26 protein-coding genes are annotated in these 26,478 nt (G+C 68.9%); 16 read left to right on the forward strand and 10 right to left on the reverse strand.

Features of this window, described 5'->3' with window-relative positions:
- Positions 1-129 precede the first annotated feature (129 nt).
- Both ASG12_RS01750 and ASG12_RS01755 read left to right on the forward strand, forming a co-directional pair.
- A complete protein-coding gene (locus ASG12_RS01750) occupies positions 130-1,269 on the forward strand; it encodes a metallophosphoesterase (RefSeq protein WP_055787410.1) in 1,140 nt (379 codons plus the stop codon).
- Between the two features lie 112 nt (positions 1,270-1,381).
- On the forward strand, positions 1,382-3,109 hold the full coding sequence (locus ASG12_RS01755; RefSeq protein ID WP_055784474.1) for a chloride channel protein: 1,728 nt from the start codon (positions 1,382-1,384) through the stop codon (positions 3,107-3,109).
- Positions 3,110-3,134: 25 nt separating this feature from the next.
- Here the strand turns inward: ASG12_RS01755 and ASG12_RS01760 are convergent, their stop codons facing one another.
- A complete protein-coding gene (locus ASG12_RS01760) occupies positions 3,135-4,226 on the reverse strand; it encodes an aminotransferase class V-fold PLP-dependent enzyme (protein WP_055784477.1) in 1,092 nt (363 codons plus the stop codon).
- A gap of 134 nt (positions 4,227-4,360) precedes the next feature.
- Here ASG12_RS01760 and ASG12_RS01765 point away from each other — a divergent pair, with 134 nt between their 5' ends.
- Positions 4,361-5,101, forward strand: coding sequence for a hypothetical protein (locus ASG12_RS01765; protein ID WP_055784479.1), 741 nt, complete (start codon positions 4,361-4,363; stop codon positions 5,099-5,101).
- On the opposite strand, the gene ASG12_RS01770 is transcribed toward ASG12_RS01765, so the two are convergent.
- Complete coding sequence (locus tag ASG12_RS01770) at positions 4,987-6,393, reverse strand: MFS transporter (protein WP_065973670.1); 1,407 nt, start codon at positions 6,391-6,393, stop codon at positions 4,987-4,989. The two genes, ASG12_RS01765 and ASG12_RS01770, sit on opposite strands and share 115 nt — an antisense overlap.
- 151 nt (positions 6,394-6,544) lie before the next feature.
- On the opposite strand from ASG12_RS01770, the gene ASG12_RS22035 reads away from it, so the two are divergent.
- Together ASG12_RS22035 and ASG12_RS01780 are read left to right on the forward strand one after the other, a co-directional pair.
- The gene (locus ASG12_RS22035) at positions 6,545-7,207 is read left to right on the forward strand and encodes a YqgE/AlgH family protein (RefSeq protein ID WP_443089069.1); all 663 of its coding nucleotides are present in this window, start codon (positions 6,545-6,547) and stop codon (positions 7,205-7,207) included.
- Positions 7,208-7,211: 4 nt separating this feature from the next.
- Complete coding sequence (locus ASG12_RS01780) at positions 7,212-8,126, forward strand: 2-dehydropantoate 2-reductase (protein ID WP_055784480.1); 915 nt, start codon at positions 7,212-7,214, stop codon at positions 8,124-8,126.
- Positions 8,127-8,156: 30 nt separating this feature from the next.
- Here ASG12_RS01780 and ASG12_RS01785 read toward each other — a convergent pair whose 3' ends face one another.
- The gene (locus tag ASG12_RS01785) at positions 8,157-9,536 is read right to left on the reverse strand and encodes an HTTM domain-containing protein (RefSeq protein WP_156377882.1); all 1,380 of its coding nucleotides are present in this window, start codon (positions 9,534-9,536) and stop codon (positions 8,157-8,159) included.
- A 224-nt stretch (positions 9,537-9,760) separates the two neighbouring features.
- On the opposite strand from ASG12_RS01785, the gene ASG12_RS01790 reads away from it, so the two are divergent.
- The 5 genes from ASG12_RS01790 to ASG12_RS01810 all read left to right on the forward strand — a co-directional run bounded on the left by ASG12_RS01790 (position 9,761) and on the right by ASG12_RS01810 (position 12,946).
- Positions 9,761-10,324: a hypothetical protein gene (locus ASG12_RS01790; RefSeq protein WP_055784486.1), complete on the forward strand. Its 564-nt coding sequence runs from the start codon at positions 9,761-9,763 to the stop codon at positions 10,322-10,324.
- 4 nt (positions 10,325-10,328) lie between these two features.
- A complete protein-coding gene (locus ASG12_RS01795) occupies positions 10,329-10,802 on the forward strand; it encodes a nuclear transport factor 2 family protein (protein WP_235455807.1) in 474 nt (157 codons plus the stop codon).
- 83 nt (positions 10,803-10,885) lie between these two features.
- Positions 10,886-11,602 (forward strand): TVP38/TMEM64 family protein, encoded by a 717-nt coding sequence (locus ASG12_RS01800; protein WP_082501573.1) that lies wholly within the window; start codon positions 10,886-10,888, stop codon positions 11,600-11,602.
- Between the two features lie 33 nt (positions 11,603-11,635).
- Entirely contained in the window at positions 11,636-12,358 is a 723-nt protein-coding gene (locus ASG12_RS01805) for a DsbA family protein (protein ID WP_055784488.1), read from the forward strand.
- Positions 12,359-12,406: 48 nt separating this feature from the next.
- Positions 12,407-12,946, forward strand: coding sequence for an AAA family ATPase (locus ASG12_RS01810; RefSeq protein ID WP_055784491.1), 540 nt, complete (start codon positions 12,407-12,409; stop codon positions 12,944-12,946).
- A 32-nt stretch (positions 12,947-12,978) separates the two neighbouring features.
- Here ASG12_RS01810 and ASG12_RS01815 read toward each other — a convergent pair whose 3' ends face one another.
- Positions 12,979-13,644: a peroxiredoxin-like family protein gene (locus ASG12_RS01815; protein WP_055784494.1), complete on the reverse strand. Its 666-nt coding sequence runs from the start codon at positions 13,642-13,644 to the stop codon at positions 12,979-12,981.
- Positions 13,645-13,749: 105 nt separating this feature from the next.
- Between ASG12_RS01815 and ASG12_RS01820 the strand changes: the two genes are divergently transcribed.
- On the forward strand, positions 13,750-14,457 hold the full coding sequence (locus ASG12_RS01820; protein WP_055784497.1) for a TetR/AcrR family transcriptional regulator: 708 nt from the start codon (positions 13,750-13,752) through the stop codon (positions 14,455-14,457).
- Here ASG12_RS01820 and ASG12_RS01825 read toward each other — a convergent pair.
- The gene (locus tag ASG12_RS01825) at positions 14,380-15,012 is read right to left on the reverse strand and encodes a TetR/AcrR family transcriptional regulator (RefSeq protein ID WP_055784499.1); all 633 of its coding nucleotides are present in this window, start codon (positions 15,010-15,012) and stop codon (positions 14,380-14,382) included. The two genes, ASG12_RS01820 and ASG12_RS01825, sit on opposite strands and share 78 nt — an antisense overlap.
- A gap of 119 nt (positions 15,013-15,131) precedes the next feature.
- Here ASG12_RS01825 and ASG12_RS01830 point away from each other — a divergent pair, with 119 nt between their 5' ends.
- Positions 15,132-16,481: a serine hydrolase domain-containing protein gene (locus ASG12_RS01830; RefSeq protein WP_055784503.1), complete on the forward strand. Its 1,350-nt coding sequence runs from the start codon at positions 15,132-15,134 to the stop codon at positions 16,479-16,481.
- A gap of 1 nt (position 16,482) precedes the next feature.
- On the opposite strand, the gene ASG12_RS01835 is transcribed toward ASG12_RS01830, so the two are convergent.
- Both ASG12_RS01835 and ASG12_RS01840 read right to left on the reverse strand, forming a co-directional pair.
- The gene (locus ASG12_RS01835) at positions 16,483-17,475 is read right to left on the reverse strand and encodes a bile acid:sodium symporter family protein (RefSeq protein ID WP_235455809.1); all 993 of its coding nucleotides are present in this window, start codon (positions 17,473-17,475) and stop codon (positions 16,483-16,485) included.
- 20 nt (positions 17,476-17,495) lie between these two features.
- Complete coding sequence (locus tag ASG12_RS01840) at positions 17,496-17,957, reverse strand: SdpI family protein (RefSeq protein WP_055784508.1); 462 nt, start codon at positions 17,955-17,957, stop codon at positions 17,496-17,498.
- 64 nt (positions 17,958-18,021) lie between these two features.
- Here ASG12_RS01840 and leuS point away from each other — a divergent pair, with 64 nt between their 5' ends.
- Together leuS and ASG12_RS01850 are read left to right on the forward strand one after the other, a co-directional pair.
- A complete protein-coding gene (gene leuS, locus ASG12_RS01845; RefSeq protein WP_055784511.1) occupies positions 18,022-20,847 on the forward strand; it encodes a leucine--tRNA ligase in 2,826 nt (941 codons plus the stop codon).
- Between the two features lie 8 nt (positions 20,848-20,855).
- The gene (locus ASG12_RS01850) at positions 20,856-21,557 is read left to right on the forward strand and encodes a YoaK family protein (protein WP_055784514.1); all 702 of its coding nucleotides are present in this window, start codon (positions 20,856-20,858) and stop codon (positions 21,555-21,557) included.
- 4 nt (positions 21,558-21,561) lie between these two features.
- On the opposite strand, the gene ASG12_RS01855 is transcribed toward ASG12_RS01850, so the two are convergent.
- Both ASG12_RS01855 and ASG12_RS01860 read right to left on the reverse strand, forming a co-directional pair.
- On the reverse strand, positions 21,562-21,897 hold the full coding sequence (locus ASG12_RS01855) for a TfoX/Sxy family protein (protein ID WP_055784516.1): 336 nt from the start codon (positions 21,895-21,897) through the stop codon (positions 21,562-21,564).
- 21 nt (positions 21,898-21,918) lie between these two features.
- Positions 21,919-23,034: an alpha/beta hydrolase gene (locus ASG12_RS01860; protein ID WP_045824888.1), complete on the reverse strand. Its 1,116-nt coding sequence runs from the start codon at positions 23,032-23,034 to the stop codon at positions 21,919-21,921.
- Positions 23,035-23,090: 56 nt separating this feature from the next.
- On the opposite strand from ASG12_RS01860, the gene ASG12_RS01865 reads away from it, so the two are divergent.
- Together ASG12_RS01865 and ASG12_RS01870 are read left to right on the forward strand one after the other, a co-directional pair.
- The gene (locus ASG12_RS01865; protein WP_055784519.1) at positions 23,091-23,420 is read left to right on the forward strand and encodes an ArsR/SmtB family transcription factor; all 330 of its coding nucleotides are present in this window, start codon (positions 23,091-23,093) and stop codon (positions 23,418-23,420) included.
- Positions 23,420-24,100 carry a cation transporter gene (locus tag ASG12_RS01870; RefSeq protein ID WP_055787418.1) on the forward strand — a complete coding sequence of 227 codons (681 nt, stop codon included), beginning with the start codon at positions 23,420-23,422 and terminating at the stop codon, positions 24,098-24,100. The genes ASG12_RS01865 and ASG12_RS01870 overlap by 1 nt, the downstream gene beginning before the upstream one ends.
- A 52-nt stretch (positions 24,101-24,152) precedes the next feature.
- Here ASG12_RS01870 and lon read toward each other — a convergent pair whose 3' ends face one another.
- Positions 24,153-26,471 carry an endopeptidase La gene (lon, locus tag ASG12_RS01875; protein ID WP_055784523.1) on the reverse strand — a complete coding sequence of 773 codons (2,319 nt, stop codon included), beginning with the start codon at positions 26,469-26,471 and terminating at the stop codon, positions 24,153-24,155.
- Positions 26,472-26,478: the final 7 nt, after the last annotated feature.

Here is a 26,478-nt window from a genome sequence, read left to right on the forward strand (position 1 = left end):
TGGTGATGCACGGGCGGAGAAGTGCTCATGGTTTGAACGCTCGGTCTCACGGTACGGGTCGTCGACGTGCGGGACGCCCTTTTGGCCGCGCGCCCCGAGGTCCGAAGTGTCCGTATCCTGGCGACCACGATGTCCAACCTTCCGATCGTCGGGATCCTCCTCGCTCTCATCACCGTTGTGCTCCATCTGCGATTCGTTCGCACCACCCGACTGTCGCGTCGCGCCGCGATCGGGGCCGACGTGCTCCTCGTGGTCGCCGGAGTCCTCGCGCTGATCGGGTTCGGTTCCGGTTCGGCGTTCGACCCGGCGTGGTCTCGGTGGCCCGCCTTCGTGGGATGGACGTGGATGGCGGTCGTGCTCTATCTGCTGCTCGGCACCATCGTCCTCGGTGTCGTCACGCTCGGTGTGCGCCTCGGCCACGTCGCCCGCGGCCGGGAGAGTTCCGCGATCCGGTTGCGCGCCAACCGCATCGGGTCGGCCGTGGTGGTGGTCGCATCGGTGGCCGCCGTCGGATACGGCCTGGTCGAGGCGGCGCATCCCCGCATCACCCGGACGACGGTGGCCCTCGATCGCCTCCCCACTGCCTTCACCGGCACGACGGTGGCACTGGTGTCGGATCTGCACGCCGGACCGTCGCGCGGGGTGGGTTTCGTCCGGGAGGTCGTCGATCGCATCAACAGCGAGCGCCCCGACATGGTCATCCTCGACGGTGACCTCATCGACGGAACCGTCGAGCATGTCGGGAGTGACCTCACGCCGCTGCGCGACCTCTCCGCGCCGCTCGGTGTGTTCGCCGTGAGCGGCAACCACGAGTTCTACGCCGACGACGGCGGGCGGTGGCTCGATCTGTGGGACTCGTTGGGGGTCGACGTCCTCCGCAACGAGCGGACCACGGTGACGCGTGACGGTGCGCAGATCGATGTCGCCGGCATCAACGACGCGACCGCGCCGCGCCCCTATGAGCCCGACCTCGGCGCTGCTCTGGCCGGACGCGACCCGAACCGCTTCGTCCTGTTGCTCGCCCATCAGCCGCTGCAGGCACGCGAGGCGTCGGAAGCCGGTGTCGACATGCAGGTGTCGGGTCACACGCACGCCGGGCAGATCTGGCCACTGCGGTATCTCGTGCCGCTCCAGCAGCCCACGGTCGAGGGTCTCGACACCGTCGGCGACACGACGATCTACACGACGCGCGGGGCAGGTGCGTGGGGTCCGCCGGTGCGTGTGGGCGCCCCGCCGGAGATCTCGATGCTGGAGCTGACACCGGCCTGACACCGGGTCGGCGCGGGGCAGGTGCGTCGGAGCGATACGTTCGGACGATGGAATCGCGCCATGGTGACATCGCCGAACCTGTTGTGCTGTCCGAATTGTCGGCTACGACGTGATGGCGATCCCGCTGTCGCTGAGCCGATGGTTCCGGACCGAACGCGCCGCGCTCGTCCCGCTCGCGGTCGTCATCGGTCTCGGTACCGGTCTGGGCAGCGTGGCCTTCCGGTGGCTCATCACCTCGATCACGTGGCTGTTCACCGGGACCGACGACTTCTCTGACGCGGGCCGCGTCGGCAGCCCGCATTTCCCGGGTATGGGGATGTGGTTCCTGCTCCTCGCGCCGATGATCGCGGGTGCCGTCTACGGACCGCTCGTCTACCGTTTCGCCCCCGAGGCGAAGGGACACGGTGTCCCCGAGGTGATGTACGCCGTGGCCCAACGCGGCGGGCGGATCGCCCCGCGGGTGGCGCTGGTGAAAGCCCTCGCCTCCGCCCTGTGCATCGGTGGCGGTGGATCGGTGGGCCGGGAGGGACCCATCGTGCAGATCGGTTCGGCCATCGGCTCCGGCCTCGGCCAGTGGACCCGTGTCGACTCCGACCGCCTCAAGGTGCTCGTCGCGTGCGGTGCCGCCGGCGGCATCTCCGCCACGTTCAACGCTCCCCTGGCCGGTCCGTTCTTCGCGCTCGAACTGATCCTCCGGGACTTCGCCGCGGAATCCTTTGGTGCGGTGGTCCTCTCGAGCGTGACGGCGAGCCTGCTCGCCCGCGCGGTGCTGGGTGACGACCCGTTCCTGTCGCTGCCCGCGTTCACCGTGCACAACCCGGCCGAGTACGGGCTCTACATCGTGCTCGGCGTGGTCGTCGGCGCTGTCGGTGTGCTGTTCTCGAAGGTGCTGTACCTGGTGGAGGATCTCTGCGACTGGGTGTGGCGGTGGCCCGAGTGGGCACGGCCGGCGGTGGGCGGGCTCGTGCTCGGCGCCGTGCTGCTGGCGGTCCCCCAGATGTACGGCGTCGGCTACCCGATCCTCCAGAACGCCGTGGAGGGCAAGTACGTCATCGGGTTCCTCCTGCTGTTGCTCGTCGCGAAGATCGCGGCCACCAGCCTCACCATCGGCATCGGCGGTTCCGGCGGTGTGTTCGCGCCGACGCTGTTCATCGGGGCGATGGCGGGCAGCGCCTTCGGGGCCATCGGACACGACATCGCGCCTGGGATCGTGGTCAGCGCAGGGGCTTACGGCCTGGTGGCCATGGGCGCGGCGCTCGGTGGGGCCACGCGGGCACCCATCACCGCCGTCATCATCCTGTTCGAGCTGACCGGCGAGTACAGCATCATCCTGCCGCTGATGCTGGCCGTGGCGATGTCGGCCGGGGTCAGTCAGCTCATCTCGAAGGACACCATCTACACGCGAAAGCTGTTGCGGCGCGGTATCGACATCGACAAGGCGGTCCACCCCGACCCGTTCGAGGGACAGACCATCGGGCGTGCGGTCGGACCGGCGCCTGATCCCGTTCCCGACGACACCGATCTCGAGGCCGCGGCCGGCATCCTCGCCGATTCCGACCGGCCCCTGGTCCCGGTGGTCGATGAGGGAGGTCTCTACCGCGGGTGCGTGAGTGCGCGGGGCATCGCCGAGGCGATGCAGCTCCCCTCCGCGCGTGCGGTCACCGTCGCGCAGATCGCCGAGCTACCGGAGGCCGTCACCGCCGACAGCACGCTCGACGAGGCGCTCGAGGCCATGGCCGACCATGCGGGTACCGGACTACCGGTGCTCGACGCCGATCACGACCGTGTCGTCGGCTGGATCACCCACCGGGATGTGTTGACCACCCTGCGATCCCGCTGAGACCGATCCCGCCGGCAGGCGCGTGTCAGTAGCCCATGCCCCGTAGCTCGGTGGCGAGGGTGTCGAGGTGCTCGCGCTGTACGTCGAGATGCGGACTGATCCGCAGTACGGACTGTTCGGTGAACAGCGGCGCCCGCCACGATTCGGCGCAGGTGGTCAGGATTCCCAAGGAGCGCAGTCGTTCTCGTGCTCCGGCGACATCACCGGGTCCCCATCCCGGCGGCGGTGCCAGGGTGACGATCGCCGACGGCTCGTCGATGGGTTCGAGAAGTTCCCAGCTTCCCACACCGTGGAGCCGTTCGCGTGTGTGTCTGCCGATGGCCGCAAGTTCGCGGCGCACCCGCTCGAGACCGAAGCTGGCCAACTCCTGGACGGCCACACCCAGGCCGATGCGGCCGGCGATGAACGCCTCGGAGCTCTCGATCTCGACCGGCCGCAGCGAATCGGCGCGCACGGCGAGGAAGCCGACGCCGCGCGGACCGGCGATCCACTTGCGGCTGGTGCCGTAGACGATGTCGGCGCCGGTCACACAGTCGACCTGGCCGAGGGCCTGCGCGGCGTCGACGACCACCGGGACACCCGCGCGGTGCGCCAACTCGACGATCTTCGCGGCCGGCTGCACGATCCCGCTGTGCGACCCGACATGGCAGACGTGGATGACGTCGGGTTGTTCGAACTGCAGCATGTTCTCGAGGGCGTCGAGATCGACCCGGCCGTACACGTCGGTGGACGGCATGGTGTGGACCGCGTACCCGCGTCGCTCGAACTGGTCGAGGTTCGGGCCGTACTCGTTCGGGCAGACCCACACCGTGGCCGACATCGGCAGGTTCCAGTAGGTGAGCAGCGCGCGCAAGGCCGCGAGAGCGCTCTCGCGGAACGCGAGTTCGTCGGCGTCGTGGCCGACCATCGCCGCGATGTCACGGCGGCACCGCGCCACCCGGTCGGCGGCCTCCTCGGCGGCGATGTAGGCGCCGCGTTCGGACTCGCGCCACAGATGCGCGGTCACCGCCTCGATGACGGCGTTCGAGGATCGTGACGCCGCCGCGGAGTCCAGATGCACCGTGCGCGGCTCCACGCGGGCGCGATGCCACATCTCGCCCAGTTCGCTGATGTACATGAGGGCCTTTCGCCGACGAAGCGAGTGTCACGCTACCCGTCGGGACCGAGGCGATCGGCGGGCCCGTCTCGGCCGGAACCGACGGCTTCCCGTGAACAGTGGAACCGGCGGCCGGCCACGAACGTCATAGCGCCATGGACTTCCTCGGCGCCCCAGACCATCTCACTGCAGACGATCTCGCGTTCGACGACCCGACCGATCCCACGGCCCACGGTGCGGATGCGTCGGCGCAGCACGTGCATCCCCTGCTCACCTACTCGTTCGGGACGGGCGACGGTGCCGCGACCGAGTGGTCGTCACCAGCCGACCGGGACCTGTCCGGTGACGGCGTGCCCGACGCGGTCACCGTCGACTTCGACGGTGACGGCCTCCGCGACGATGCGATGTGGGATTCCGACGGAGACGGTCGTGTGGATCTCGCGGCCCTCGACGTCGGCGGCGACGATCCCGATCGGTTCTACTCCGACACCGGTCGCGGTCTGTGGGACCACCGGGTCCACGACGTGCACGTCGGGACCGGACCGGCCGCTCCGCCGACCCAGGCGGCAGTGCCGTCGACCCCGCCCGCCTCGGTCGACGCACCGGAGCCCGAGGCGGCCGAGGCCGCGCCCGATGATCGTCGCGATCTCGACGGGGACGGTCGTTCCGACGACCGGATCGTCGACCCGGATGCGTCGGGCCGCTCGACGGTCGGACTGGTGTTCGCGGGCTCCGACGACCCGCAGCCGGTGCGGGTGCTGATCGATCTCGACGGAGACCGTCAGTTCGACGGGGTGGTGATCGACGCCGACGCCGACGGTGTCGCCGACACCTGGGCGCTGCGGGGGCAGTCCGGGTTCGAGGGCCCGGCTGCCGACTCGGCGGCGGCACGGTGAGCTGCGGGATCGTCGGCGAACCGGCGCCGCGGCGAGTAGACCGCCCGGACGGCGACGAGTGCGACGAGGTAGATCACCGCGCCGGCGGCGGGCAGTCCGGGTGAGTGACCGTTGTCGGCGATCACCAACGCCGCCACGGTCACCGCGGCCACGTAGGCGACGTTGAAGATCGCGTCCTGGAACGAGAACACCTGGCCCCGGACGGCGTCGTCGGTGTCCATCTGCATGGCCGCGTCGCCGCACAACTTGGCCATCTGCCCGATCAACCCCAGCACCAGCGCCGCGGCACAGATCACGATGCCGTTGAACGTCAGCAGGGTCAGTTCGGCGACCACACCGACCGACAACGCCACGTACAGCGTGGTGCGTCGACCCCACCGCGCCACCGAGATGGGAGTGAGGATGGCGGCGAAGAACATGCCGATCGCGGTCATCGCCGCGACAAGACCGACGCCGGCGATGCCGCCGCCGAGGGTGGAGTGCCGCGTGAGGACCAGCAGCATCAGCGTGTTCAGACCGAACACCAGCCGGTGCGCACCGATCGCCGTCAACGCGCCCGACACCCCGCGTGCCCGGGCGACCGCGCGCGCACCGTGGATCAGTCCGACCGCCACCGCGCGCATCGCCGGACCGCGCGGGTGCGCGGCGCTGACCGGGGCGCCTTCGGTGTCGGGATGGTCCGGACCGAGGGCGAGGTGTGCGAAGCCGACGGCGAGGAAGGCGCCGAGCAGCGCGATCACCACCGCGCCCAGGGTGGTGGCGGCGCTGCCGGAGTTGTCGGATCCGAAGACCGCCCGCAGCCCGATGGCGAGCCCGGCACCGACGGCGAGGGCACCCGAGCCGATGGTGGTGAAGAAGGCGTTCATGCCGACGAGGGCCTCGCGGTCCACCACATGCGGTAGGGCGGCGGACAGACCGCTGGCTACGAACCGACTGGCCCCGGTCACCACGAGCGCGGCGATCAACACGACGGTGTCGGGGGCACCGACCGCGATCGACGCCGCCACCGCGCCGATGAGGAAGGCGCGCGCGATGTTGGCCCAGATGAGCACCGTCCGCCGATCCCAGTGATCGAGGAGTGCACCGGCGAAGGGACCGATCACCGAATACGGGAGCAGCAGGACCGCGAGCCCACCGGCGACGGCCAGCGGGTCGGCGTGCCGTTCGGGGTTGAACAGGATGGCGCCGCCGAGCGCGGCCTGGAACAGCCCGTCGGTCACCTGGCTGCTCAGGCGCACGGCCAGCAACCGCCCCAGTCCGGGGCGGCCGTGGAAGGCGCGCAGAAAGCTCACTCGACCGAGAGTACAAACCGCGCCGCCGGGGTGCGGGGCCACGAGCTGTGAGAATCCTGACGATCGCCGGCACGGTACCGGCGAATTCCGAGATCGCCCCGGGACGTGCGAGCCGACCGCCCCCGACGGCCGCGCGTGCCATGATGGTGTCGTGGCCAGGTCAGATGACCCCGAGGACGTTCCCGGTGAGGGTTCGCGCGAACACGACGCGGTCGGTGAGGGTTTCGACGCGAGCTGGGACACCGTGGAGGCAGGGCGAATTCGCGCGGGCAGCCTGTTGATCGCGGCGACCACCCTGACCGAACCGACGTTCCGGCGGTCGGTCATCTACATCGTCGAACACAACGACGCGGGCAGCCTCGGGGTGGTGGTCAACCGGATGAGTCAGACCGCCGTCCACAACCTCCTGCCGCGCTGGACCGACATGGCTGCGGCGCCGCCCGCGGTGTTCATCGGTGGTCCGGTCAAACAGGACTCCGCGCTGTGCCTGGGTGTGGTGCGGCGCGGCGTCGATGTCGACACCGTCGTCGGGGTGCGGCCGGTCGACGGTCGCGTCGTGCTCGTCGACCTCGACGCCGAGCCCGAGTACCTCACCGACGTCCTCGAGGGCATCCGTGTGTTCGCCGGCTACTCGGGCTGGGGGATCGGCCAGCTCGACGACGAGCTCCGCCACGATTCGTGGTTGGTCGCCTCGGCGCTGCCGGGTGACCTGATCGCTCCGGCCGGGTCCGATGTCTTCGCCGACGTGCTGCGTCGCCAGCCGTGGCCGCTCCCCCTCCTCGCGAGCCATCCCATCGACGTCGGCCGGAACTGACGGCGTGCGCACACTCGTCGTCGGGGCCGGCGCGGTCGGCGGGTTCTTCGGAGCGCTTCTTCTCGACGCCGGTCGCGATGTCACCTTCCTCGTCCGCCCCGCCCGCGCCGAGGTGCTTGCCGCCGACGGACTGGTGGTGCGCGATGGCGAGACGACGACGGTCACGCGCGCCCCGACCGTCACGGCTGATCGACTGGCCGACACCTCATGGGACCTGGTGCTCGTCACGGTCAAGGAACAGGCGCTCGACGCCGCCATCGCCGACATCGCACCGGCTGTCACCGGCGACACCGTGGTGCTCCCCCTGCTCAACGGGATGCGTCACCTCGACCGGCTGCGCGACGCGTTCGGCGAGGCCGTCCTGGGTGGGGTCGCCGTCGTCGCGAGCCAGCTCCGCCCCGACGGATCGATCGACCTACTCGGACCCGACCGGTTCATGCGGTACGGAGAACTCGCGGGCGGACGGTCGGCGCGCATCGAGACCGTCGATGCGACGTTGTCCGGAGCGGGCTTCGACACCGTGTGCTCGGCCGACATCGTCACCGACATGTGGGACAAGTGGATCTTCCTCGCCTCGGCGGCGGCCCTCACGACGCTGCTGCAGGCCACGGTCGGTGACATCACCGCCACCGACCACGGCCCCTCGGTCGCCCACGCGATGATCGACGAATGCGCTTCGGTCGCCGCGGCATCCGGGGTCACGGTCCGCCCGCAGATCATCGACGGAGCCCGCGCACGGCTGATCGCTGAGGGCTCACCGTTCACCGCGTCGCTCTATCGCGACATGGTTGCCGGCCGTGACGTCGAATCCGACAGTGTGATCACCGATCTGGTCCGCCGCGCCGACCGGCTGGCGGTGTCGGTGCCCCTGCTGACCGCGGCGTCGGTCAACCTGTCGCTCTACCGCAGTCGGCGGTGACCCGACGCGTGGCCCCGTGTCTCGAGCGAGTCACCCGCAGTCACCGTCGTCGCGCGGTCGTAAGTCCTTGAAATGCACCAGTTTCTCGGCGAGCGTCTGTCTCGGCGCCGTCGCGGTGGGCCCACGCGATCGGGTGACGACACCATCCGCCCCCGCCTCCGACCACGTGACCTCCGCGCGAGGGTGTGATCGCAGGTAGCGGTTCAGCTCGAACCGGGTCAGCTCGGTGCCCGAACTCGTCCGGGCGGCCAACGCCGGATCGTCGGTCGTGGTCACGGTGACCAGCCGATCCTGTAACCCGAAGACGCGCACCGATTCCGGGATCAGCACGTGGTTCCAGGCGCCCTGCTCGGTGCGCAGGTTGCTGAACATGGTGAAGGTGCTCTCCGATCGCAGTCCCAGGTAGGGGCACGCGGCGTTTGCGAGCAGCAGCGCGACCGCCACGACGAGGATCGGGTGGCCGAGATGTCGACCCGATCGCGGGTGGGCGTATTCGGCGGTGCCACCGCGGCGTCGACCGGTCACGAACGCGAAGCCGGCGAGACCGACCATGACGACGATGGCGAGTCGGGCGAGGCCGCCCAATCCATCGGACCACGACCACGGGTCGCGGCCGAAGACCTGTGCGGCGCCGAGCCAGAGACCCACCCCGACGACGAAGAGCACCAGCGACGCGATGGGTGTGGCGACGGAACGTGTCACCGACCGAAATCGTCTGTGTCGGAGCAGGACGGAGTGCAGGGCCGGGACGGTGTGCATCGGCAGGAATGCGACGTAGAGCGCGAGCGCCAACGCCGAGAACGGGACGTTGCCCGCGAGCGCGAGCACCACGTGGAACGCACACCCGAGAACGAGTCCGACCACGCGCGTCCGGGGCACAGCGAGCAGGATCGGCAGCGCGATCTCGATCGCGACGGTCGCCCAGATCGACGGCGTGATCCGCCATGTCCCGCCGATCAGTGTGGGGTCGAACCAGATGATCTTCTGTGACATCGGACCGGCGCAGCTGGTCTGCGGGTCGAGGAAGTCGGTGTTCAGCTTCGACAGCGCCGCGGCCGCGTAGACGATGATCAGCTGCACCCGCAGGAACGGCGCGATGGTGTCGAACAACTCGCCGGCCGCGGGCAGGCGTCGGCTCCGCAGGCAGGTCCAGCCCAGGAGGGCGAGGACCGCGAGGCCGGTCACGAACACGACGAGCGTGTGGTCGCCGACGTAGGGCAGGTCGCGGCCCACCGCGACGACCTCGGCGGCCAGCATCATCGCGAACCGGACGACCGACGTCGGCCGCACGAGCAACCACAGCGCGGCGAGGACGACCACGGCGTGCAGGGAGTCGGTCTCGAGGCCGTCCCACCACAGCTGGTGCAGGATCAGCGACACCGCCAGCAGCGCGGAGAACAGACCGAACAACCACCGACTGCCCAGGTCCCGAACCCGGGCGTCGCACGCAGTCCCCGTCAGGGGCGGTTTCGATGACAGCGTGCGGTCTCGGTCGCGGTGACCTGGCGCGATGCCGGTGCCGCTCACATCGGGTCGAACTCGCCGCGGGGCGGGCCGAGGAGACACGCGCCCGATGCGCGGCTCCGCAAGTCTCCGGATGCCGTCACATCCATCAGTGTGCCAGCGTGGAGGGTATGGATCGCGAATACCGCTTCGAGGTGGTGACGCTGCTGGCGTCGCCGGGGCACGCCTACTTCGGACGCGCCAAGGACGGTCCGGCCGAGGATGTACCCACCGCGCTCCCCGACCACGTCGACATCGTCGCCGACAAGGGCATCCGTGGCGACCGGTTCTTCGGGGTGCGGGCGCACACGGAGGCGGCGGTGACCTTCCTGGCGCTCGAGGCGTGGGAGGCGGCCACCGAAGGCGCCGACCCGGTGGTCGCGCGTCGCAACGTCGCCGTCCGTGGACTCGAACTCGATCCCCTGCGCGGCGAGGAGTTCGAGATCGACACCGGCGACGGCCCGATCCGGTTCCGCGGCGGCCGCCCCGCCCACCCGTGCTCCTGGATGGACACCATGGCCGGCGAGGGATCCCGCAAGGCGCTGATCGGACGCGGCGGTCTGCGCGCGCAGCCGCTCACGTCCGGGGTGCTGCGTATCGGTCCTGCGTCCATCCGGTGCTCGGTGGACCTAGACCCGGCCCGCGCCGCCGATCAGGTTCGCCGCGCGCAACCCGGTGTCGATGTACGACGATGAACCCGTGACGACCCCCGAGCCCCGACCGCCGCTGCCCCCGTTCACGATCGAGTCGGCGACCCAGAAGGTGCAAGCCGCCGAGGATGCCTGGAACACAAAGGATCCCGAGAAGGTGAGTCTGGCGTACACGCCCGACTCCGTCTGGCGCAACCGCAATGTCTTCCTCACCGGCAGGCCCGCCATCGTCGAATTCCTCACCGCCAAGTGGGAGCGCGAACTCGACTACGTGCTCCGCAAGAGCCTGTGGGGATTCCGGGAGAACCGGATGGCCGTGCGGTTCCAGTACGAGTGGCACGACGCCGACGGCGCATGGTTCCGCAGCTACGGCAACGAGCTGTGGGAGTTCGACGAGAACGGCCTCATGCGGCGACGCGAGGCGAGCATCAACGATGTGGCGATCGCCGAGTCGGACCGCCGCTACTTCGGGCGCCGGCCCGACGACGAGCGGGGCCCGGGCCACGACATCGTCCTCGAATGAGCGGGATCGCCGTCTCCGGGGACGGCGGGGGCACGGCTGGGACAGACCGGGCATTACGCTGAACCCCGACCCCGGGGAGTGATGTGGACGACGCCGCGCAGGTCGGCCCGAGCCGCCGATCCAGCCATCGGTGGAAGGCTGCTCTCCTCGTCGCGATCGTGGTCGCCGCTGTCGTCGTCGCGGTGACCGTCGACATCCCCGACCCGCAACCTTTGCGTGACCGTGTCGACTCGGCCGGAGCCTGGGGCCTCGTGCTGTTCGTCCTCGTCTACATCGCGGTGTCGCTCACACCGTTTCCCGCGAGCGCTCTCACCATCGCGAGTGGCCTGCTCTTCGGGCTCCTCGAGGGCACGATCGTGGTGATGGTCGCGGCGACCATCGGCGCGTGGTTCGGGTTCCTGCTCGCCCGCTGGCTCGGACGCGACGGTGTGGCCCGACTCGGATGGGAACGCATCGCGTCGATCGACGCGATCCTGCGGCGTCGTGGACTCATCGCGATGGTGCTGATCCGTCTCATCCCGTTCCCGTTCGCGGTCGTCAATTACGCCGCCGGCCTCAGCGCGATCCGGGGTCGCGACTACCTCATCGGCACCGTCGTGGGGATCCTCCCGTCGGCGATCGGGTACACCGCGGTCGGCGCATACGGGACCTCTCCCCTGTCGTGGCCGTTCGTCGGCGCGCTGGCCGCGGTCGCCGTGATCGCGATCGTCTCCGGTGTCGCCGCGCGACGGTTGCGACATCCCGACCCGACACCGGAGACCTCCGCGGGCGAACCGATCGACGACGTCGTCGGTCACTGACTCGGACCCGTCGGGTGTGCTTGTCTGGAGTGCATGACCACCGCCGACATCAACTTCTACTTCGACCCGGTGTGCCCGTTCGCCTGGATGACCAGCAAATGGGTGCGCATGGTCCAGCGCGAACGCGACTACTCAGTCGAGTGGCGATTCATCTCGCTGCGACTCCTCAACTCCCACATCGACTACGACGCCCACTTCCCGCCGGAATACGAGGCAGGACACACCGCGGGTCTGCGCCTGCTCCGCGCCGCGTCGTCGGTGCGTGAGCAGTACGGCCGCGAAGGAGTCACGGCGCTCTACGCGACTCTGGGTGACCACATCTTCGACTCCGATCCCGTGCCCGGTGAGGATCCCGGGCACCGCGGCACGCGCGAGTTCCTCGCCCCGATCCTCGACGAGCTCGGTATGTCCGACGCGCATCTCGACGCCCTCGACGACGCCGGCCGCGACGCGGAGATCCAGGCCGAGACCGACGAGGCCCTCGCCCTCACCGGCAAGGACGTGGGGACGCCGATCATCCATTTCCGGCCGCCGGAGGGTGTCGCGTTCTTCGGTCCGGTGATCAGTCGCCTGCCCGATCCGTCGGAGGCCGCCGAGTTGTGGGACCACGTCGTCGGTCTCGCACGGTTCCCCGGTTTCGCCGAGCTCAAGCGCAGCCTGCGCGAGATGCCGCAGTTGCGAGGACTCGGCGTCGCCGAGGACGAGGCCGGCGCCACCGAGGATTGGCACGGGGGCTCACGCCGCCAGAAGCGCTGACCCGAAAACCCCACGACACGTTCGCCTCCGGGTACTACCGTCTCGGCCGTGAGCGCCGACCTGATCATCCTCACCGGTCCGCCGGGTGCGGGTAAGACGACCACTGCGGCGCAGGTCGCACGCGGGTTCCCACGAGCAGTTCATCTCCACACCGACGACTTCTGGCACGCGATCGTCTCCGGCGCCACCCCGCCGTATGAGCCGGCCTCGGAGAGGCAGAACCACACCGTTCTCGAAGCGATCGCCGCGGCCGCCTTCGCTTACGCCGATGGTGGTTTCGCAACGGTGGTCGACGGAATCGTCGGCCCCTGGATGCTCGATCACTTCCGATCGCGCATGTCGCAGTACCCGGGGGTCCCCGTGCGATACATCGTTCTGCGTCCTCGACGCGCGGTGGCGCTCGCCCGCGCCCAGGCTCGCTCTGGCGCAGCAGACCTGACCACGGCCGGCCCCATCGCATCGATGTGGGATCAGTTCGCGGACCTCGGCGCGCTGGAGTGTGTCGTCCTGGACACTTCGGATGACACGCTCGATGAAACCGTCGCCCGCGTCATCTCCGTCCTCGAGACGGATGCACCCCGGCTCTAGTTCGCTCCTCGTCAGTGTGCCTCCACCGCCGGTCAGCCGAGTGCGTCGACCGCGGCGAGGATGTCGGTCGTCTCGGTGCGGGTCGTGTAGTTCGGGTGCACGTCGATGAACGCGATCGCGCCCTTCGCGTCCAGAACGACGACGGTCGGGAACGGCAGATCGGCGGTGCCGTCGGCGTTGTGCTCGGTGACATCGAGGCCGAGTTGCTTCTGCGCGGCGATGGCGTCGGGGTTGTTCGGCGCGATGATGCCGAGGTTGCCGGCCAAGGTGTTGCCCGGATCCGACAGCACGGTGAAGGTCAGCTCGTTCGACTCCTGCGCGCTGAGCGAGCCGTCGGGCTTCTGCGGGCTGATGGCGATCAGAGTCGCGCCACGGTCGACGAGTGCGGGCACCAGTTCGCGCTGGTAGGCCCCGAGCGCGACGTTGCAGTACGGGCACCAGGCGCCGCGGTAGAACACGAGAACCGCAGGGCGTCCGCCGATTTCGCTGTGCAGGCGAGTGGTGGCACCCTGCGCGGTGATGAGGTCTACGTCGGCGACGGTGCTGCCGACCGCGGCCACCCCGGCGGGGGCGCCGGCCGCGTCGAGACCGTCCCGGTCGGCGGCGAATGCCGCGCTGACCTCGGCCGGGAGTTGGGTGAGCGAACCCTCGAGGGTCTCGGTCAGCTGCTGAGTCATCGAATCCTGCGATGTGGTCATCGTTGGTCCTTCACTGGTGTTCGGTCCCGGGGCACGCCGCCTCGGTGACATCAGACTGTCGAACCGAAAGTGGACTGTCCAATCCAGAAAACCTACGCTGGAGCGATGACCGCCGACACGCAGCGCACCAACACCGGAAGGCCGCTCACGGCCAGGGGTCGCGAGACCCGGGCGCGCATCGTGACCGCCGCGGCCGAGCTGATGCTCGACACCGGGATCGCGGGCACCACGATGGAGGACGTCCGAGCGCGTGCCGGCGTCAGCAGTTCGCAGATCTACCACTACTTCGCCGACAAGGACGCACTCGTGCGGGCGGTGATCGATCACCAGGACGAGTCCATCGTCGGCGCCCACGAGGTGATCTTCGCCCAGCTCGACTCCCTCGATGGTTTGCGTGACTGGTGCCGCGGGATCGTCGACTACCAGCGGCTCGGCGGGTGTTCGGGCGGATGTCCGCTCGGTTCGCTCGGTGTGCAACTCGCCGAGACCGATCCCGATGCAAGAGCCGCTGTGGCACGGGCACTCTCGCGCTGGGAACGCGCGATCAGACGCGGCTACGACTCGATGCGCGCGCGGGGGGTGTTCGGCGAACACACCGACACGTCTGCGCTCGCCATGTCGACGTTGGCGGCCCTCCAGGGAGGTCTGCTCCTGGCTCAGATCCAGCGCAGCACGGCACCGTTGGAGGCATCACTCGATGCGGTGGTGCGACACGCCGGACTGCTGGCCACGCGGTCAGTCGTCGAGCCCGTGATGGCATTCCCCCGGACACAGGCGGGCAACCGCGTCGGCGAGGGCGTCGACCGCCCATGACCGCTCGGTTGCGTCGGCGTCGGGAAGGAGCTTTGCGGCGAGTCCGTCGACCAGTGCGACGACGGTGAACGCCGCAGCAGCGCAGTCCAGATCGGCATCCACCTCACCGCACAACTGACCGTTCTCCAGCGCTGCGCTCACCCGCCGGAGTATCTCGTCGCGTGCGTCGACGAGGTGGGTACGAATGGTGGCGTCCTCGAGGGACAGGCCGGCGAAGGCGTGCGTGAGGTACACCTCGTCGCGGCGCGTCGGTGAGAGCGGCAGAAGCTGCGCCAGGCCGTCGACGAGCATCTGCTCGATGCGCGCCCCGCGTCGCTCCGACAGCGCGATCTGGTGGTCGACGCGCTCGAGCACGCTCTCGTGCACGGCGCGGAACGCGTCGATGAGGAGAGCCTCCTTGGTGCGGTAGTAGTGCTGCACCATGCCGACGGACACGCCCGCGGCGTCCGCGGCCCGTGCGACGGTGACGTTCCCGATGCCCTGCGCACGTGCGACGGCCCGGACGCCCGTGACGATCTGCGCTCGACGTGCGTCTCGATGTTCGGTCGCTGCCATGCCTCGACCCTATCCGCGTGGACGGAGCTAAACCAATATGCTTGTATTGTTTCATGCAATACGGTCATATTGAGAATGTCGGCCCGTCGCACCGGTTGGGCTGCCTCCGAACGCTTGTCGTGGCCGTTCTCCTCGCGCTGTGCGTCGGTACGCCGGCCACTGCGTCTGGCAGACCGGCCGACGATGTCGGATCGCGCGTCGACACCTACCTCGATCGGCTCGTCGACGAGCAGTCGATCCCGGGTATGGGCGTTGCCCTCATCGATGACGAGGCGCCGCCTGTCCACCACTTCCGCGGGTACGACGGAGAAGGGCGCGCCGTCGATGCGCGAACACCTTTCCTCATCGGGTCGGTGGCCAAGTCGATGACCGCGGCGATCGTGGCGAAGCAGGTACGGGCGGGGTCGTTGCGATGGTCCGATCGCGTCGGTGATCACCTGCCGTGGTCGGCGGCCGCTGACGCGACGACAGAACAGTTGCTCACGCACACCGCCGGTTTCACGGCGGCTGACGGATTGGCAGTGTCGGAGCGGTTCGACACCTCCCCCGGCGCGATCGACCGCGCAGCGCGGGATCTACACCGTTCGGGCCGTCCCGGGGGCTACCGGTACAGCGACGCCAACTACCTGATGCTCGGTGCACTGATCGAGAAGGTCACCGGGCGGCCGTATGCCGACGTGCTGCGCTCGGATCTGCTCGATCCGCTCGGCATGATGCACACATCGGCCGCGTCGGCCGATGTCCGCGATCTGCCGGCAGGACATCGATTCTGGTGGGGACAACCGGTTCGGTACGACCCCGGGTTCGACGAATCGGGAGCTCCGTACGGCTACATCGCGTCGACGATCGACGACATGGCCCTCTACGCGCAGGCGCAGATGGGGCGAGCGCCCGCCGTTCTCGATGCGACGATGCTGGCGGACCTTCATCAGCCGCGGGTTCGATCGGGTGATGACCGGTACGGGTTCGGTTGGCGTGTCGATGATTCCGACGGACGCAGGGTGGTGCACCACACGGGGGCGACGCCCGGCTACTTCGCGCACGTGATGCTGCGATCCGACGCAAAGGGCGTCGTCATCCTGGCGAACGCGTACAGCGAGACGCGCGCCCCCGCTCTCGCTGCCGTGGCCGGTGATCTCCTTGCCATCGTCGACGGCCGGCAGCGAGAGCCGGGTCGCGGTGACACCATGTTGGGGATGCTGCCGTGGGTCCTCGTCGTGACGGCGGGAATCGGCTTCATCGCAATGGTTCTGGCGTGGCGTCGCCCTCGACACCGCGGGGTCCGCATCGCCTGCGCCGTCGCATCGCTCGTTGTCGTCGCGGCCGTGGTGATGGGCCCCCGGCTCCTCGGAGCTACAGCGCGACAGCTGTGGATCTGGGCGCCTGACTCGGCGATCGGCGTCGTCGCCACCGCGGTGTCGTGGGCTGTCCTCGCTGCGATCCTGGTCGGGCAAACACGCCTCCGATGAGCTAGAGGGCAGTGGAGGCGGGCTCGTCGTCGCGCTCCGGGTCGCGACTGAGTCGCCCCGCCCACCAGGCGCACATCATGAGCTGTACCTGATGGAACACCAACAGCGGCAGCACGATCAGGCCCACCTGCGAGTCGGAGAACAGCACGGCGGCCATGGGTAGTCCGGTGGCGAGACTCTTCTTGGTGCCGCAGAACTGGATCGCGATCTCGTCGGCGCGGTCGAAGCGCAACAGACGCGCCACCCGCGAGGTGAGCCACAGCAGGACACCGACCAACGCGACCGATCCCGCGATCAGCACCAGCACCTGCCACCACTGCACCGTTGACCAGATGTGCTGCTGCATGCCCTCGCTGAACGCGACGTAGACCACCAGCACGATCGACCCGCGGTCGACGAGCTTCGTCGGCTTGGCATGCGCGGTGAGCCACGATCCGATCACCGGGCGTGCGAGCTGACCGACGATGAACGGCACGAGGATCTCGAGGACGATGGTGAGGAACGAGCCGGGCGAGATGCTGACGCCGCCGGTGGTCGAGATGAGCGCCACCACGAGCAGGGGCGTGAGGACGACGCCGAGAAGATTCGACGCCGACGCGCTCACGATCGCGCCGGCCACGTTGCCCCGGGCGATGGAGGTGAACGCGATCGACGACTGCACCGTCGACGGCACGAGGCACAGGAACAGCACACCTGTGTAGAGATCGTCACCCAGCACGTGCGGCGCGATCGGTCGCAGCGCGAGACCGATCAGCGGGAACAACACGAAGGTGAACGCCAGGATCGTCAGGTGCAGGCGCCAGTGGGTCAGGCCGGCCAGCGCCTCGCGCGGATGCATGCGTGCGCCGTAGAGAAAGAACAGCAGCGCGATGGCGGCCACCACCACCCACGACATCACGTCGGCGAAGCCACCGCCCGCGGGGAGGATCGAGGCGATCGCGACCGCGGCGAGGATCGCCAGGATGAAGCCGTCGATGTGCAGACGTGCGAGCACGATGGATTACCCGGCGCGTGTCAGGAGGTGTGCGCCGAGGCGTCGGCGGACGAGGCCTCGGCCGGGGCGCAGGAGCCCTGCAGCACGCAGCTGCCGCAACCGCCCGAGGTGCCGCACGAGGACGCCTCCTCGTCCCAGTCGGGCACCCGGGCCGCCGCGCGCAGTCCGTAGGAACTCGCCGCGCCGAGGATGACCAGCGCCGCGACCAGCGCGACCACCGCGAACACCAGACCGGTGACGCTGCCGGCACCCAGTCCGAGCACGGCGCCGAGAGCGAGGATGACGCCCCCACCGATGAGTCCCGGTCCGGCGACGGCATGTGCCGCGGCGAACGTCTCGTCGGTGCGCAGGGTGACCGGCGTGCGGATCCCCACAAACCGGTTGCGCGGCAGGCGCCGCGTCACGCCGAGCACGCCGGACGTGACGAAGACGACCGCCAGGACGGCATCGACCACGGCGATGGTCAGGGCAGCAGCGTTCACGGTGTCGATTCTACGAGCACCTACCGCCCCCGACCGCATCGAGGTGACGCTTTACGCTGGTCAGGTGACTGAGTACCGCTACACCGCCCAGCTGGCCGGCGAGATCGAGGAGTGCTGGCAGGGGATCTGGAACGACCGCCGCACCTACGAGGCCCCCAACCCGGTGGGCCCGCTGGCCGGCGATCTGTCCGCCTTCGGCGCTCCGGACCGGTCGAACAAGCTCTTCGTCCAGGACATGTTCCCGTACCCGTCCGGCGCCGGCCTGCACGTCGGTCACCCGCTCGGGTTCATCGCCAGCGATGTCTACGCACGCTTCCACCGCATGGACGGCGCCAACGTCCTGCACACGATGGGCTTCGATGCCTTCGGCCTGCCCGCCGAGCAATATGCGGTGCAGACGGGTACCCACCCACGTACGACGACCGAGGCGAACGTCGAGCGCTACCTCGCCCAGATTCGTCGATTGGGTCTCGGTCACGACGAGCGTCGCCGGGTCGCCACCACCGACGTCGATTTCTACCGCTGGACGCAGTGGATCTTCCTGCAGATCCACGACGCCTGGTACGACACCGACGCCGACCGTGCGCGCCGCATCCCCGAACTGGTCGCCGAGTTCGAGACAGGCGAGCGCGCCCCGGAGAACGGTGAGGTGTGGGCCGACCTCGACGCCCGTGGGCGTGCCGAGGTCCTCGACGCCTATCGCCTGGTCTACCAGTCCGATTCGGTCGTGAACTGGTGTCCCGGTCTGGGAACCGTCCTCGCCAACGAGGAGGTCACCGCCGACGGTCGGAGCGACCGCGGCAACTTCCCGGTGTTCCGGAAGCGTCTGCGGCAGTGGATGATGCGCATCACCGCCTATTCCGACCGGCTCATCGACGATCTCGAACTTCTCGACTGGCCCGACAAGGTCAAGGCGATGCAGCAGAACTGGATCGGCCGGTCCCGTGGAGCGCAGGTCGCCTTCGGTGTGCCTGGTGTGGAGAGCCCCATCGAGGTGTTCACCACCCGCCCCGACACCCTGTTCGGCGCCACCTACATGGTGCTGGCGCCCGAGCACGCGCTGGTCGACGCGATCGTCGCTGACGCGTGGCCCGCTGATGTCGACAGCCGATGGACGGGCGACGCAACCGATCCCGCGACCGCCGTCGCGCAGTACCGTGCGACCATCGCCGCGAAGTCCGATCTCGAGCGGCAGGAGAGCAAGGAGAAGACCGGTGTCTTCACCGGTGCCTATGCCACCAATCCGGTAAACGGGCAACAGGTTCCGGTGTTCATCGCCGACTATGTGCTCCTCGGCTACGGCACCGGCGCCATCATGGCGGTGCCCGCTCACGACGGACGCGACTTCGAGTTCGCGACCGCGTTCGGACTCCCCATCGTCGAGGTGATCGGGTCAGACCAGGGTGTCGCCGAGTCGGCGTACACCGGTGACGGACCGATCGTGAACTCCGACTTCCTCGACGGCCTGCGCGTCGACGAGGCGAAGACGGCGATCATCGACTGGCTCGAGGCCCGCGGCGCGGGAACGGGGACCGTGCAGTACAAACTGCGCGACTGGCTGTTCGCACGCCAGAGATACTGGGGTGAGCCGTTTCCCATCGTCTACGGCGCCGACGGGACCGCCCACGCCATCCCGGAGTCGGACTTGCCGGTGGAGCTGCCCGAGGTCGACGATTTCGCGCCGGTGTCGTTCGACCCCGACGACGCCGACAGCGTGCCCTCGCCCCCGCTGGCCAAGGCCACCGACTGGGTGAACGTCGAACTCGATCTCGGCGACGGGCTGCAGCACTACACCCGCGACACCAACGTGATGCCGCAGTGGGCCGGCAGCTCGTGGTACCAGCTGCGCTACATCGACCCCACCAACGACGAGACCCTCTGCGCGCCCGAGAACGAGCAGTACTGGATGGGCCCGCGCCCGGATCTCCACGGCCCGAACGACCCCGGCGGTCTCGACCTCTACATCGGCGGCGTGGAACACGCTGTCCTGCATCTGCTGTACTCGCGGTTCTGGCACAAGGTGCTGTTCGACCTCGGTCACGTCAGCTCGAAGGAGCCCTACCGCAAGCTCTACAACCAGGGCATGATCCAGGCCTTCGCCTACACCGATGCCCGTGGCATCTACGTGCCCGCCGACGAGGTCGTCGAACGCGACGGTGGCTTCTTCCTCGGTGACGCACCCGTGAACCGCGAGTACGGGAAGATGGGGAAGTCGCTCAAGAACTCCGTTGCGCCCGATGACATCTGCCGCGACTACGGCGCCGACACCCTGCGCGTCTACGAGCTCTCGATGGGTCCGCTCGACCAGTCGCGTCCGTGGGCGACGAAGGATGTCGTCGGTGCGCAGCGTTTCCTGCAGCGTGTGTGGCGCCTGGTGATCGACGAGGAGACCGGCGCGGTCCGTGTCACCGACGCCACGCCGGGCGAGGACACACAGAAGCTGTTGCACCGCACCATCGCCGGAGCACGTGACGACTACGCGGCGTTGCGGGACAACACCGCGGTGGCCAAGCTCATCGAGCTCACCAACCATCTCACGAAGGTGTACGCCGACGGCGCCCCACGCGACGTGGTGGAGCCGCTGTTGCTGATGCTGGCGCCGGTGGCACCGCACATCGCCGAGGAACTGTGGTCGAGGCTCGGCCACCCGGATCCGCTGGCCCGCGGTCCCTTCCCCATCGCCGACGAGAGCCTGCTGGTCGAGAACACCGTGGAGATCCCGATCCAGGTGAAGGGCAAGGTGCGCAGCCGCATCACGATCGCGGTCGACGCCGACGAGGCGTCGGTGACGGCGCTCGCCCTCGCCGACGAGAAGATCGCGCCCCTGCTCGACGGTGAGCCCCGGAAGGTGATCTTCGTGCCGGGCAAGATGATCAACATCGTCCCGTAGGACATGGGGTGAGCGGATCGGCGCGGGTCGCCACGGCATCGACGCCGAGGTTCGTGTTGATCCTCATCGGCGTGGGCGGTTTCCTCGACGCGTACACCTACCTCACCCGCGGCGGCGTGTTCGCGAACACCCAGACCGGCAACGTGATCCTGCTCGCGACGTCCGGGGCAGCGGGGGAGTGGCATCGTGCCGTCGCGCACCTGTGGTCGATCCTCGCCTTCGTGGTCGGTGTCCTCGTCGCCACGGTCCTGCGCACCTGGTGGCGCGACGCCACGAGCGCCGCACTCCTGGTGTCGGTGACCTCCGCGCAGGCACTCGTGCTCGGAGTGGTGGCCGCCGTGCCCGCCGAATGGCCGAATGTCGTGGTGACGGTGCCGATCGCGTTCGTGGCGGCCATGCAGATGGAGCTGTTCCGCACCATCGGCGGGATGCCCATCATCACCATCGCGACCACGGGCAACCTGATGCGGTTCGTCGAGTCGGTACACGCTCTGCTGACGCAGCGCGACGCCGAGAGTCGCCGCCGGTGCGCTCTCTACAGCGCGGTGGTGGCGGCGTTCGCCGGGGGAGCGGTGGTCGGCGCGATCGTCTCCCGGTGGCTGGGCACGCCGGCGGTGGCTGTCTGCGCGGTCGCGATGATCGTCGTCGCACTCTTCGTGGTGCACGACGCCCGCCAGATCGACGCCGACGCCCCCGAACCGGAGGGATGAGGACTCATTTCCGCGGCAACGTCAGGACGAAGGCCGCGGCGCGATCGGTCCAGTCGCCGAGCGCATCGTCGTCGACGAGCCCGGGCGGGTCGATGCGCAGCCATCCGCGAGCCGGCTTGCCCGACATGATCATCGGTCCGACGTGGTCGCGGGCCATCAGAGCGTCGGCGTAGGCGGGATCGACCCGCACCATGAGGCCCTGCTGCTTGCTGAGGATGACCACGGCCATGTGACCGTCGACGAGGAACGCGAGACCGCCGAACATCCGCTTCTCGGTGAGGTGCGGCTCGGTCTCCATCGCGTCGCGGATGCGATCGGCGAGGTCCTCGTCGTAGGCCATGGTCTGCGCTCCAGGGGCGTCTCAGTGCGTGGCGACGGCCGCGGGGTCGGATTCGATGTGACGGTGCGACAACTCGCGCAGAGCGCGGAACACCCGACGCGACGACTCGGCCCACGGCATGAGGATCGGGAACACGTGGAACATTCCCTTCTCCTCCATCGCGTACACGGTGACACCCGCGGCCGAGAGGCTCTCGGCGAATTTCCGGATGCCGTCGCGGAACATCTCGTCGGCCCCCCAACAGACGAAGGTCGGTGGGAACCAGGTGGGGTCGGGCTTGGCGTAGATCGCCGACACGCGTTCGTCGTTGGGTTGGACGCCCTGCAGGTACGGACTGACCGGCACGTTCCACGGCAGGATGTCGAGCTGGGCGTTGGCGGTGATCGACGGGTGATTGAGGTCCAGATCGACCTCAGGCGAGAACAGCATCACCGCAGCGGGTTTCGCCAGTCCGTGGTCGTGCAGATACGACACCAACGAGGTGGCGAGGCCGCCACCTCCGGAGTCGCCGGCAATCACGATGTGTTCGGCGTCGATCCCGCGCTCGAGCAGGCCGCGATAGGCGTCGGCGGCGTCGTGCACGCCCGCGGGGAACGGGAACTCCGGTGCCATGCGGTAGTCGGCGATGAACACCTCGTAGCCGGTGATGTTGACCAGCGAAGCGGCGAAGGCCGAGTACATGATCGGCGACGTGCCGATGTACCCGCCGCCGTGGAGGTAGAGGACCGTGGCGGTGATCGTCTCCTTGTCCTCGCTGTCGTCGACGTAGTCGTCGGAGCTGGCCTTGGCGCGGCACCAGATGCCCTCGATACCGCCGACCGTGTCGTCGGTGAGCTCGACACCGTCGGTGAGGCTGATGAACGGCGGCATCACCACGCGGCAGATGTCGTCGAGGATCTTCTCCATCGACCGGAACTCCTCGATCGGCAGCGCCATCGAGTAGCCCATGAACGACCGGATGGTCTGCCGCGTCACCGATTGACCGATGTTGTCGAGCAGCCCGCCCGGTCCCTCCCAGAACCGCCGGAACGGCACCCGGGCGAGGCCGTTGAGCATGCTCTCGGCCAACCCGACCATCGCCAATGCGGTCACCGGGGCCGATGCCGTCTGCACTTCGGGACGATCCGCCATCACCATGGGCTCATCGTAGAAGGGATCGCGACGATACAGCCAACCCTGTATCGTCAGCGGCCATGACCACCGCGCTGCGTCACGACGCCCTCGCCCGGTTCGGATATGCGCTGTCCGACTCCACCCGCACCCAGATCCTGATGCGGCTCGCGGACGCGCCGGGCTATCCGTCGGACCTTGCGGTCGAGATCGGGGTGTCGCGCCAGATCCTCTCGAACCACCTCGCGTGCCTGCGCGGCTGTGGACTCGTGGTCGCGACGCCGGAGGGTCGGCGTACGCGCTACGAGCTGGCCGACGCCCGGATCGGCCGTGCCCTGCACGACCTGGTCGGCGTGGTTCTCGCGGTCGATCCGGCATGCTGCCCCGACTCCGACGCGCACGGGTGCTGCTGATGGCGACCGGGACCGAGACGGTGACACCGTCGTTGCGGCGCGCGGTGTTGTCGCGGCGGATCCGGTGGTTCGTCGCGAGCACCATCACCTACAACGTGATCGAGGCCGTCGTCGCGCTCGTCGAGGGCACGCGGGTGTCGTCGACCGCGCTCATCGGATTCGGCCTGGACTCTGTGATCGAGGTGTCCTCGGCGGCTGCGGTGGCATGGCAGTTCGCCGGCCGGGATCCCGAGGCGCGGGAGAAGGTCGCGCTGCGCATCATCGCGGTGTCGTTCTTCGCCCTCGCCGCCTATGTCACCGTTGATGCCGCCCGCGGGCTCCTCGGTGCGGCCGATGCGCAGCACTCGGTGGTCGGGATCGTGCTGACCGCTCTCAGTCTGGCGATCATGCCGGTGCTGTCGTACGCCCAGCGGCGGGCCGGCCGCGAACTGGGTTCGGCGTCGGCGGTGGCCGATTCGAAGCAGACGCTGCTGTGCACCTACCTGTCGGCGGTCGTGCTGGTGGGTCTGGTGCTCAACTCGACGCTGGGATGGTCGTGGGCCGATCCGATCGCGGCACTCGTGATCGCCGGCATCGCGGTGCGCGAGGGCCTGAATGCGTGGAGAGGCGATGCGTGTTGCGCCCCGGTGATACCCGGTCGCCCGGTGACATCGGATCGCGCCTGCGACTTCTGCGATTGAATCTCCCACGCGCGACAGCACCCCGTCACGGGTGTGACGGGGTGCTGAGCGGTCAGGCTGCGACGGTCGTCGCCTCGGCGGTGTCCTCCAGCGCGGCGAGGATGATGTCGGCGACATCGGTCATCGGTCGGACGTCGACCGCGTCGAGGACCTCGGCAGGCACGTCGTCGAGATCGGGTTCGTTCCGGATGGGGACGAACACCGTTGTGAGACCGGCCCGCTGGGCTGCGAGCAGCTTCTGCTTCAGCCCACCGATCGGGAGCACCCGACCGTTCAGCGTGACCTCACCGGTCATCCCGACCTCGGCGCGGACGCGACGGCCGGTCGCCATCGACACGAGCGCCGTCACCATCGTCACGCCTGCCGACGGTCCGTCCTTGGGGGTGGCGCCCGCCGGGACGTGGATGTGGATCTTGCGATCCAACGCCGCCGGGTCCACGCCGAGTTCGGTTGCGTGGGAGCGCACGTAGGACAGCGCGATCTGTGCCGACTCCTTCATCACGTCGCCGAGCTGACCGGTCAGGGTCAGACCCGCGTCACCCACGGTGGACGACGCCTCGATGAACAGGACGTCACCACCCATCCCGGTGACCGCGAGACCCGTTGCCACACCGGGCACAGCGGTCCGCTCCTCCGACTCCGGGGTGAACCGGGGCCGGCCGAGGTAGTCGACGAGATCGGGCTCGTCGATCACCAGGGCGGTGTCGTCGCCGACCAGTTTCGTGGTCGCCTTGCGCATCGCCTTGGCCAGGAACCGCTCGAACTGACGCACACCCGGTTCGCGGGTGTAGTCGGCCGCGATCTTGCGCAACGCCTCGTCGGTCACGGTGACGTCGTCGGCGGTGAGTGCGGCGCGGTCGCGCTGGCGGGGGAGCAGGTAGTCCCGCGCGATGGCGACCTTGTCGTCCTCGGTGTAGCCGTCGAGGGTGACGAGCTCCATGCGGTCGATCAATGCCGACGGGATCTGTTCCACCACATTGGCCGTCGCGAGGAACACGACGTCGGACAGGTCGAGATCCAGATCGAGGTAGTGATCGCGGAACGTGTGGTTCTGCGCCGGATCGAGCACCTCGAGAAGGGCCGCGGCCGGGTCGCCGCGCTGGTCGGAGCCCACCTTGTCGATCTCGTCGAGCAGCACGACCGGGTTCATCGACCCGGCCTCGCCGATCGCACGCACGATGCGTCCGGGCAGGGCACCGACGTAGGTCCGACGGTGACCACGGATCTCGGCCTCGTCACGGACGCCGCCGAGGGCGACGCGGACGAACTTGCGACCCAGGGCCCGGGCGACGGATTCGCCGAGCGAGGTCTTGCCGACGCCGGGAGGACCGGCGAGCAGCATGACCGCACCGGAACCGCGTCCGCCGACGACCTGCAGGCCGCGCTCGGCGCGACGGGCACGCACCGCGAGGTACTCGACAATGCGGTCCTTCACGTCCTCGAGACCGTGGTGGTCGGCGTCGAGGATCTCGCGCGCCGAGGCGATGTCGGTCGAATCGGTCGTGGTGGTGTCCCACGGCAGTTCGAGGACGGTGTCCAACCAGGTTCGCAGGTAACCACTTTCGGGCGACTGCTCGCTCGAGCGCTCGAGTTTGCCGACCTCGCGCAGGGCTGCCTCGCGCACGTTGTCGGGCAGCGTCGCCGCCTCGATGCGTGCGCGGTAGTCGTCGGAACCGTCCGGTTCGCCTTCGCCGAGCTCCTTGCGGATGGCGGCGAGTTGCTGACGCAGCAGGAACTCCTTCTGCGTCTTCTCCATGCCGTCGCGGACATCGCCGGCGATCTTGTCGTTCACCTCCACCTCGGCGAGGTGATCGGTGGTCCACGTGATCAGGGTGCGCAACCGCTCGACGACGTCGGGCGTCTCGAGCAGTTGTCGCTTCTGCACGTCGGTGAGGTACGAGGCGTAACCGGCCGTGTCGGCCAGGGCCGAGGGGTCGGTCAGCTTGTTCACCGAGTCGATGACCTGCCACGCCTCGCGGCGCTGCAGCATCGCCAGGACGAGCTTCTTGTACTCGGCTGCGAGTTCGCGGGTCTCGTCGGTGACGGTCGGTTCGGCGGCCTCGTCGACCTCGACCCACAGCGCGGCGCCGGGTCCGGTGGTGCCCGAGCCGATGTGCGCCCGCTTCTCGCCCTTCACCACGGCGGCGTGTTGTCCACCGCCGAGGCGTCCGACCTGCACGATCGATGCGATCACGCCGTAGGAGGGGTAGCGGTCCTCGAGACGGGGCGCGACCAGGAGTTTCTGCGAATCGGTGGCCTGCGCGGCATCGACAGCCGCTCGTGCCGCGTCATCGAGCTCGATGGGGACCACCATGCCGGGCAGCAGGATGGGGTCGGTCAGGAACAGAACCGGTAAGCGGGTGTCGCTCATTCTTCCT

Origin of the sequence: Williamsia sp. Leaf354 (genome assembly GCF_001424365.1) — a bacterium.
Taxonomy (GTDB): Bacteria; Actinomycetota; Actinomycetes; order Mycobacteriales; family Mycobacteriaceae; genus Williamsia_A.

Bases quoted from the DNA above. Each gene is read 5' to 3' on its own strand.
- ASG12_RS01750 (WP_055787410.1), top strand. From the start codon at position 130: ATGTCCAACCTTCCGATCGTCGGGATCCTCCTCGCTCTCATCACCGTT.
- ASG12_RS01755 (WP_055784474.1), top strand. From the start codon at position 1,382: ATGGCGATCCCGCTGTCGCTGAGCCGATGGTTCCGGACCGAACGCGCC.
- ASG12_RS01760 (WP_055784477.1), bottom strand. From the start codon at position 4,226: ATGTACATCAGCGAACTGGGCGAGATGTGGCATCGCGCCCGCGTGGAG.
- ASG12_RS01765 (WP_055784479.1), top strand. From the start codon at position 4,361: ATGGACTTCCTCGGCGCCCCAGACCATCTCACTGCAGACGATCTCGCG.
- ASG12_RS01790 (WP_055784486.1), top strand. From the start codon at position 9,761: ATGGATCGCGAATACCGCTTCGAGGTGGTGACGCTGCTGGCGTCGCCG.
- ASG12_RS01805 (WP_055784488.1), top strand. From the start codon at position 11,636: ATGACCACCGCCGACATCAACTTCTACTTCGACCCGGTGTGCCCGTTC.
- ASG12_RS01815 (WP_055784494.1), bottom strand. From the start codon at position 13,644: ATGACCACATCGCAGGATTCGATGACTCAGCAGCTGACCGAGACCCTC.
- ASG12_RS01820 (WP_055784497.1), top strand. From the start codon at position 13,750: ATGACCGCCGACACGCAGCGCACCAACACCGGAAGGCCGCTCACGGCC.
- ASG12_RS01825 (WP_055784499.1), bottom strand. From the start codon at position 15,012: ATGGCAGCGACCGAACATCGAGACGCACGTCGAGCGCAGATCGTCACG.
- ASG12_RS01855 (WP_055784516.1), bottom strand. From the start codon at position 21,897: ATGGCCTACGACGAGGACCTCGCCGATCGCATCCGCGACGCGATGGAG.
- ASG12_RS01860 (WP_045824888.1), bottom strand. From the start codon at position 23,034: ATGGTGATGGCGGATCGTCCCGAAGTGCAGACGGCATCGGCCCCGGTG.
- ASG12_RS01865 (WP_055784519.1), top strand. From the start codon at position 23,091: ATGACCACCGCGCTGCGTCACGACGCCCTCGCCCGGTTCGGATATGCG.
- ASG12_RS01870 (WP_055787418.1), top strand. From the start codon at position 23,420: ATGGCGACCGGGACCGAGACGGTGACACCGTCGTTGCGGCGCGCGGTG.
- lon (WP_055784523.1), bottom strand. From the start codon at position 26,471: ATGAGCGACACCCGCTTACCGGTTCTGTTCCTGACCGACCCCATCCTG.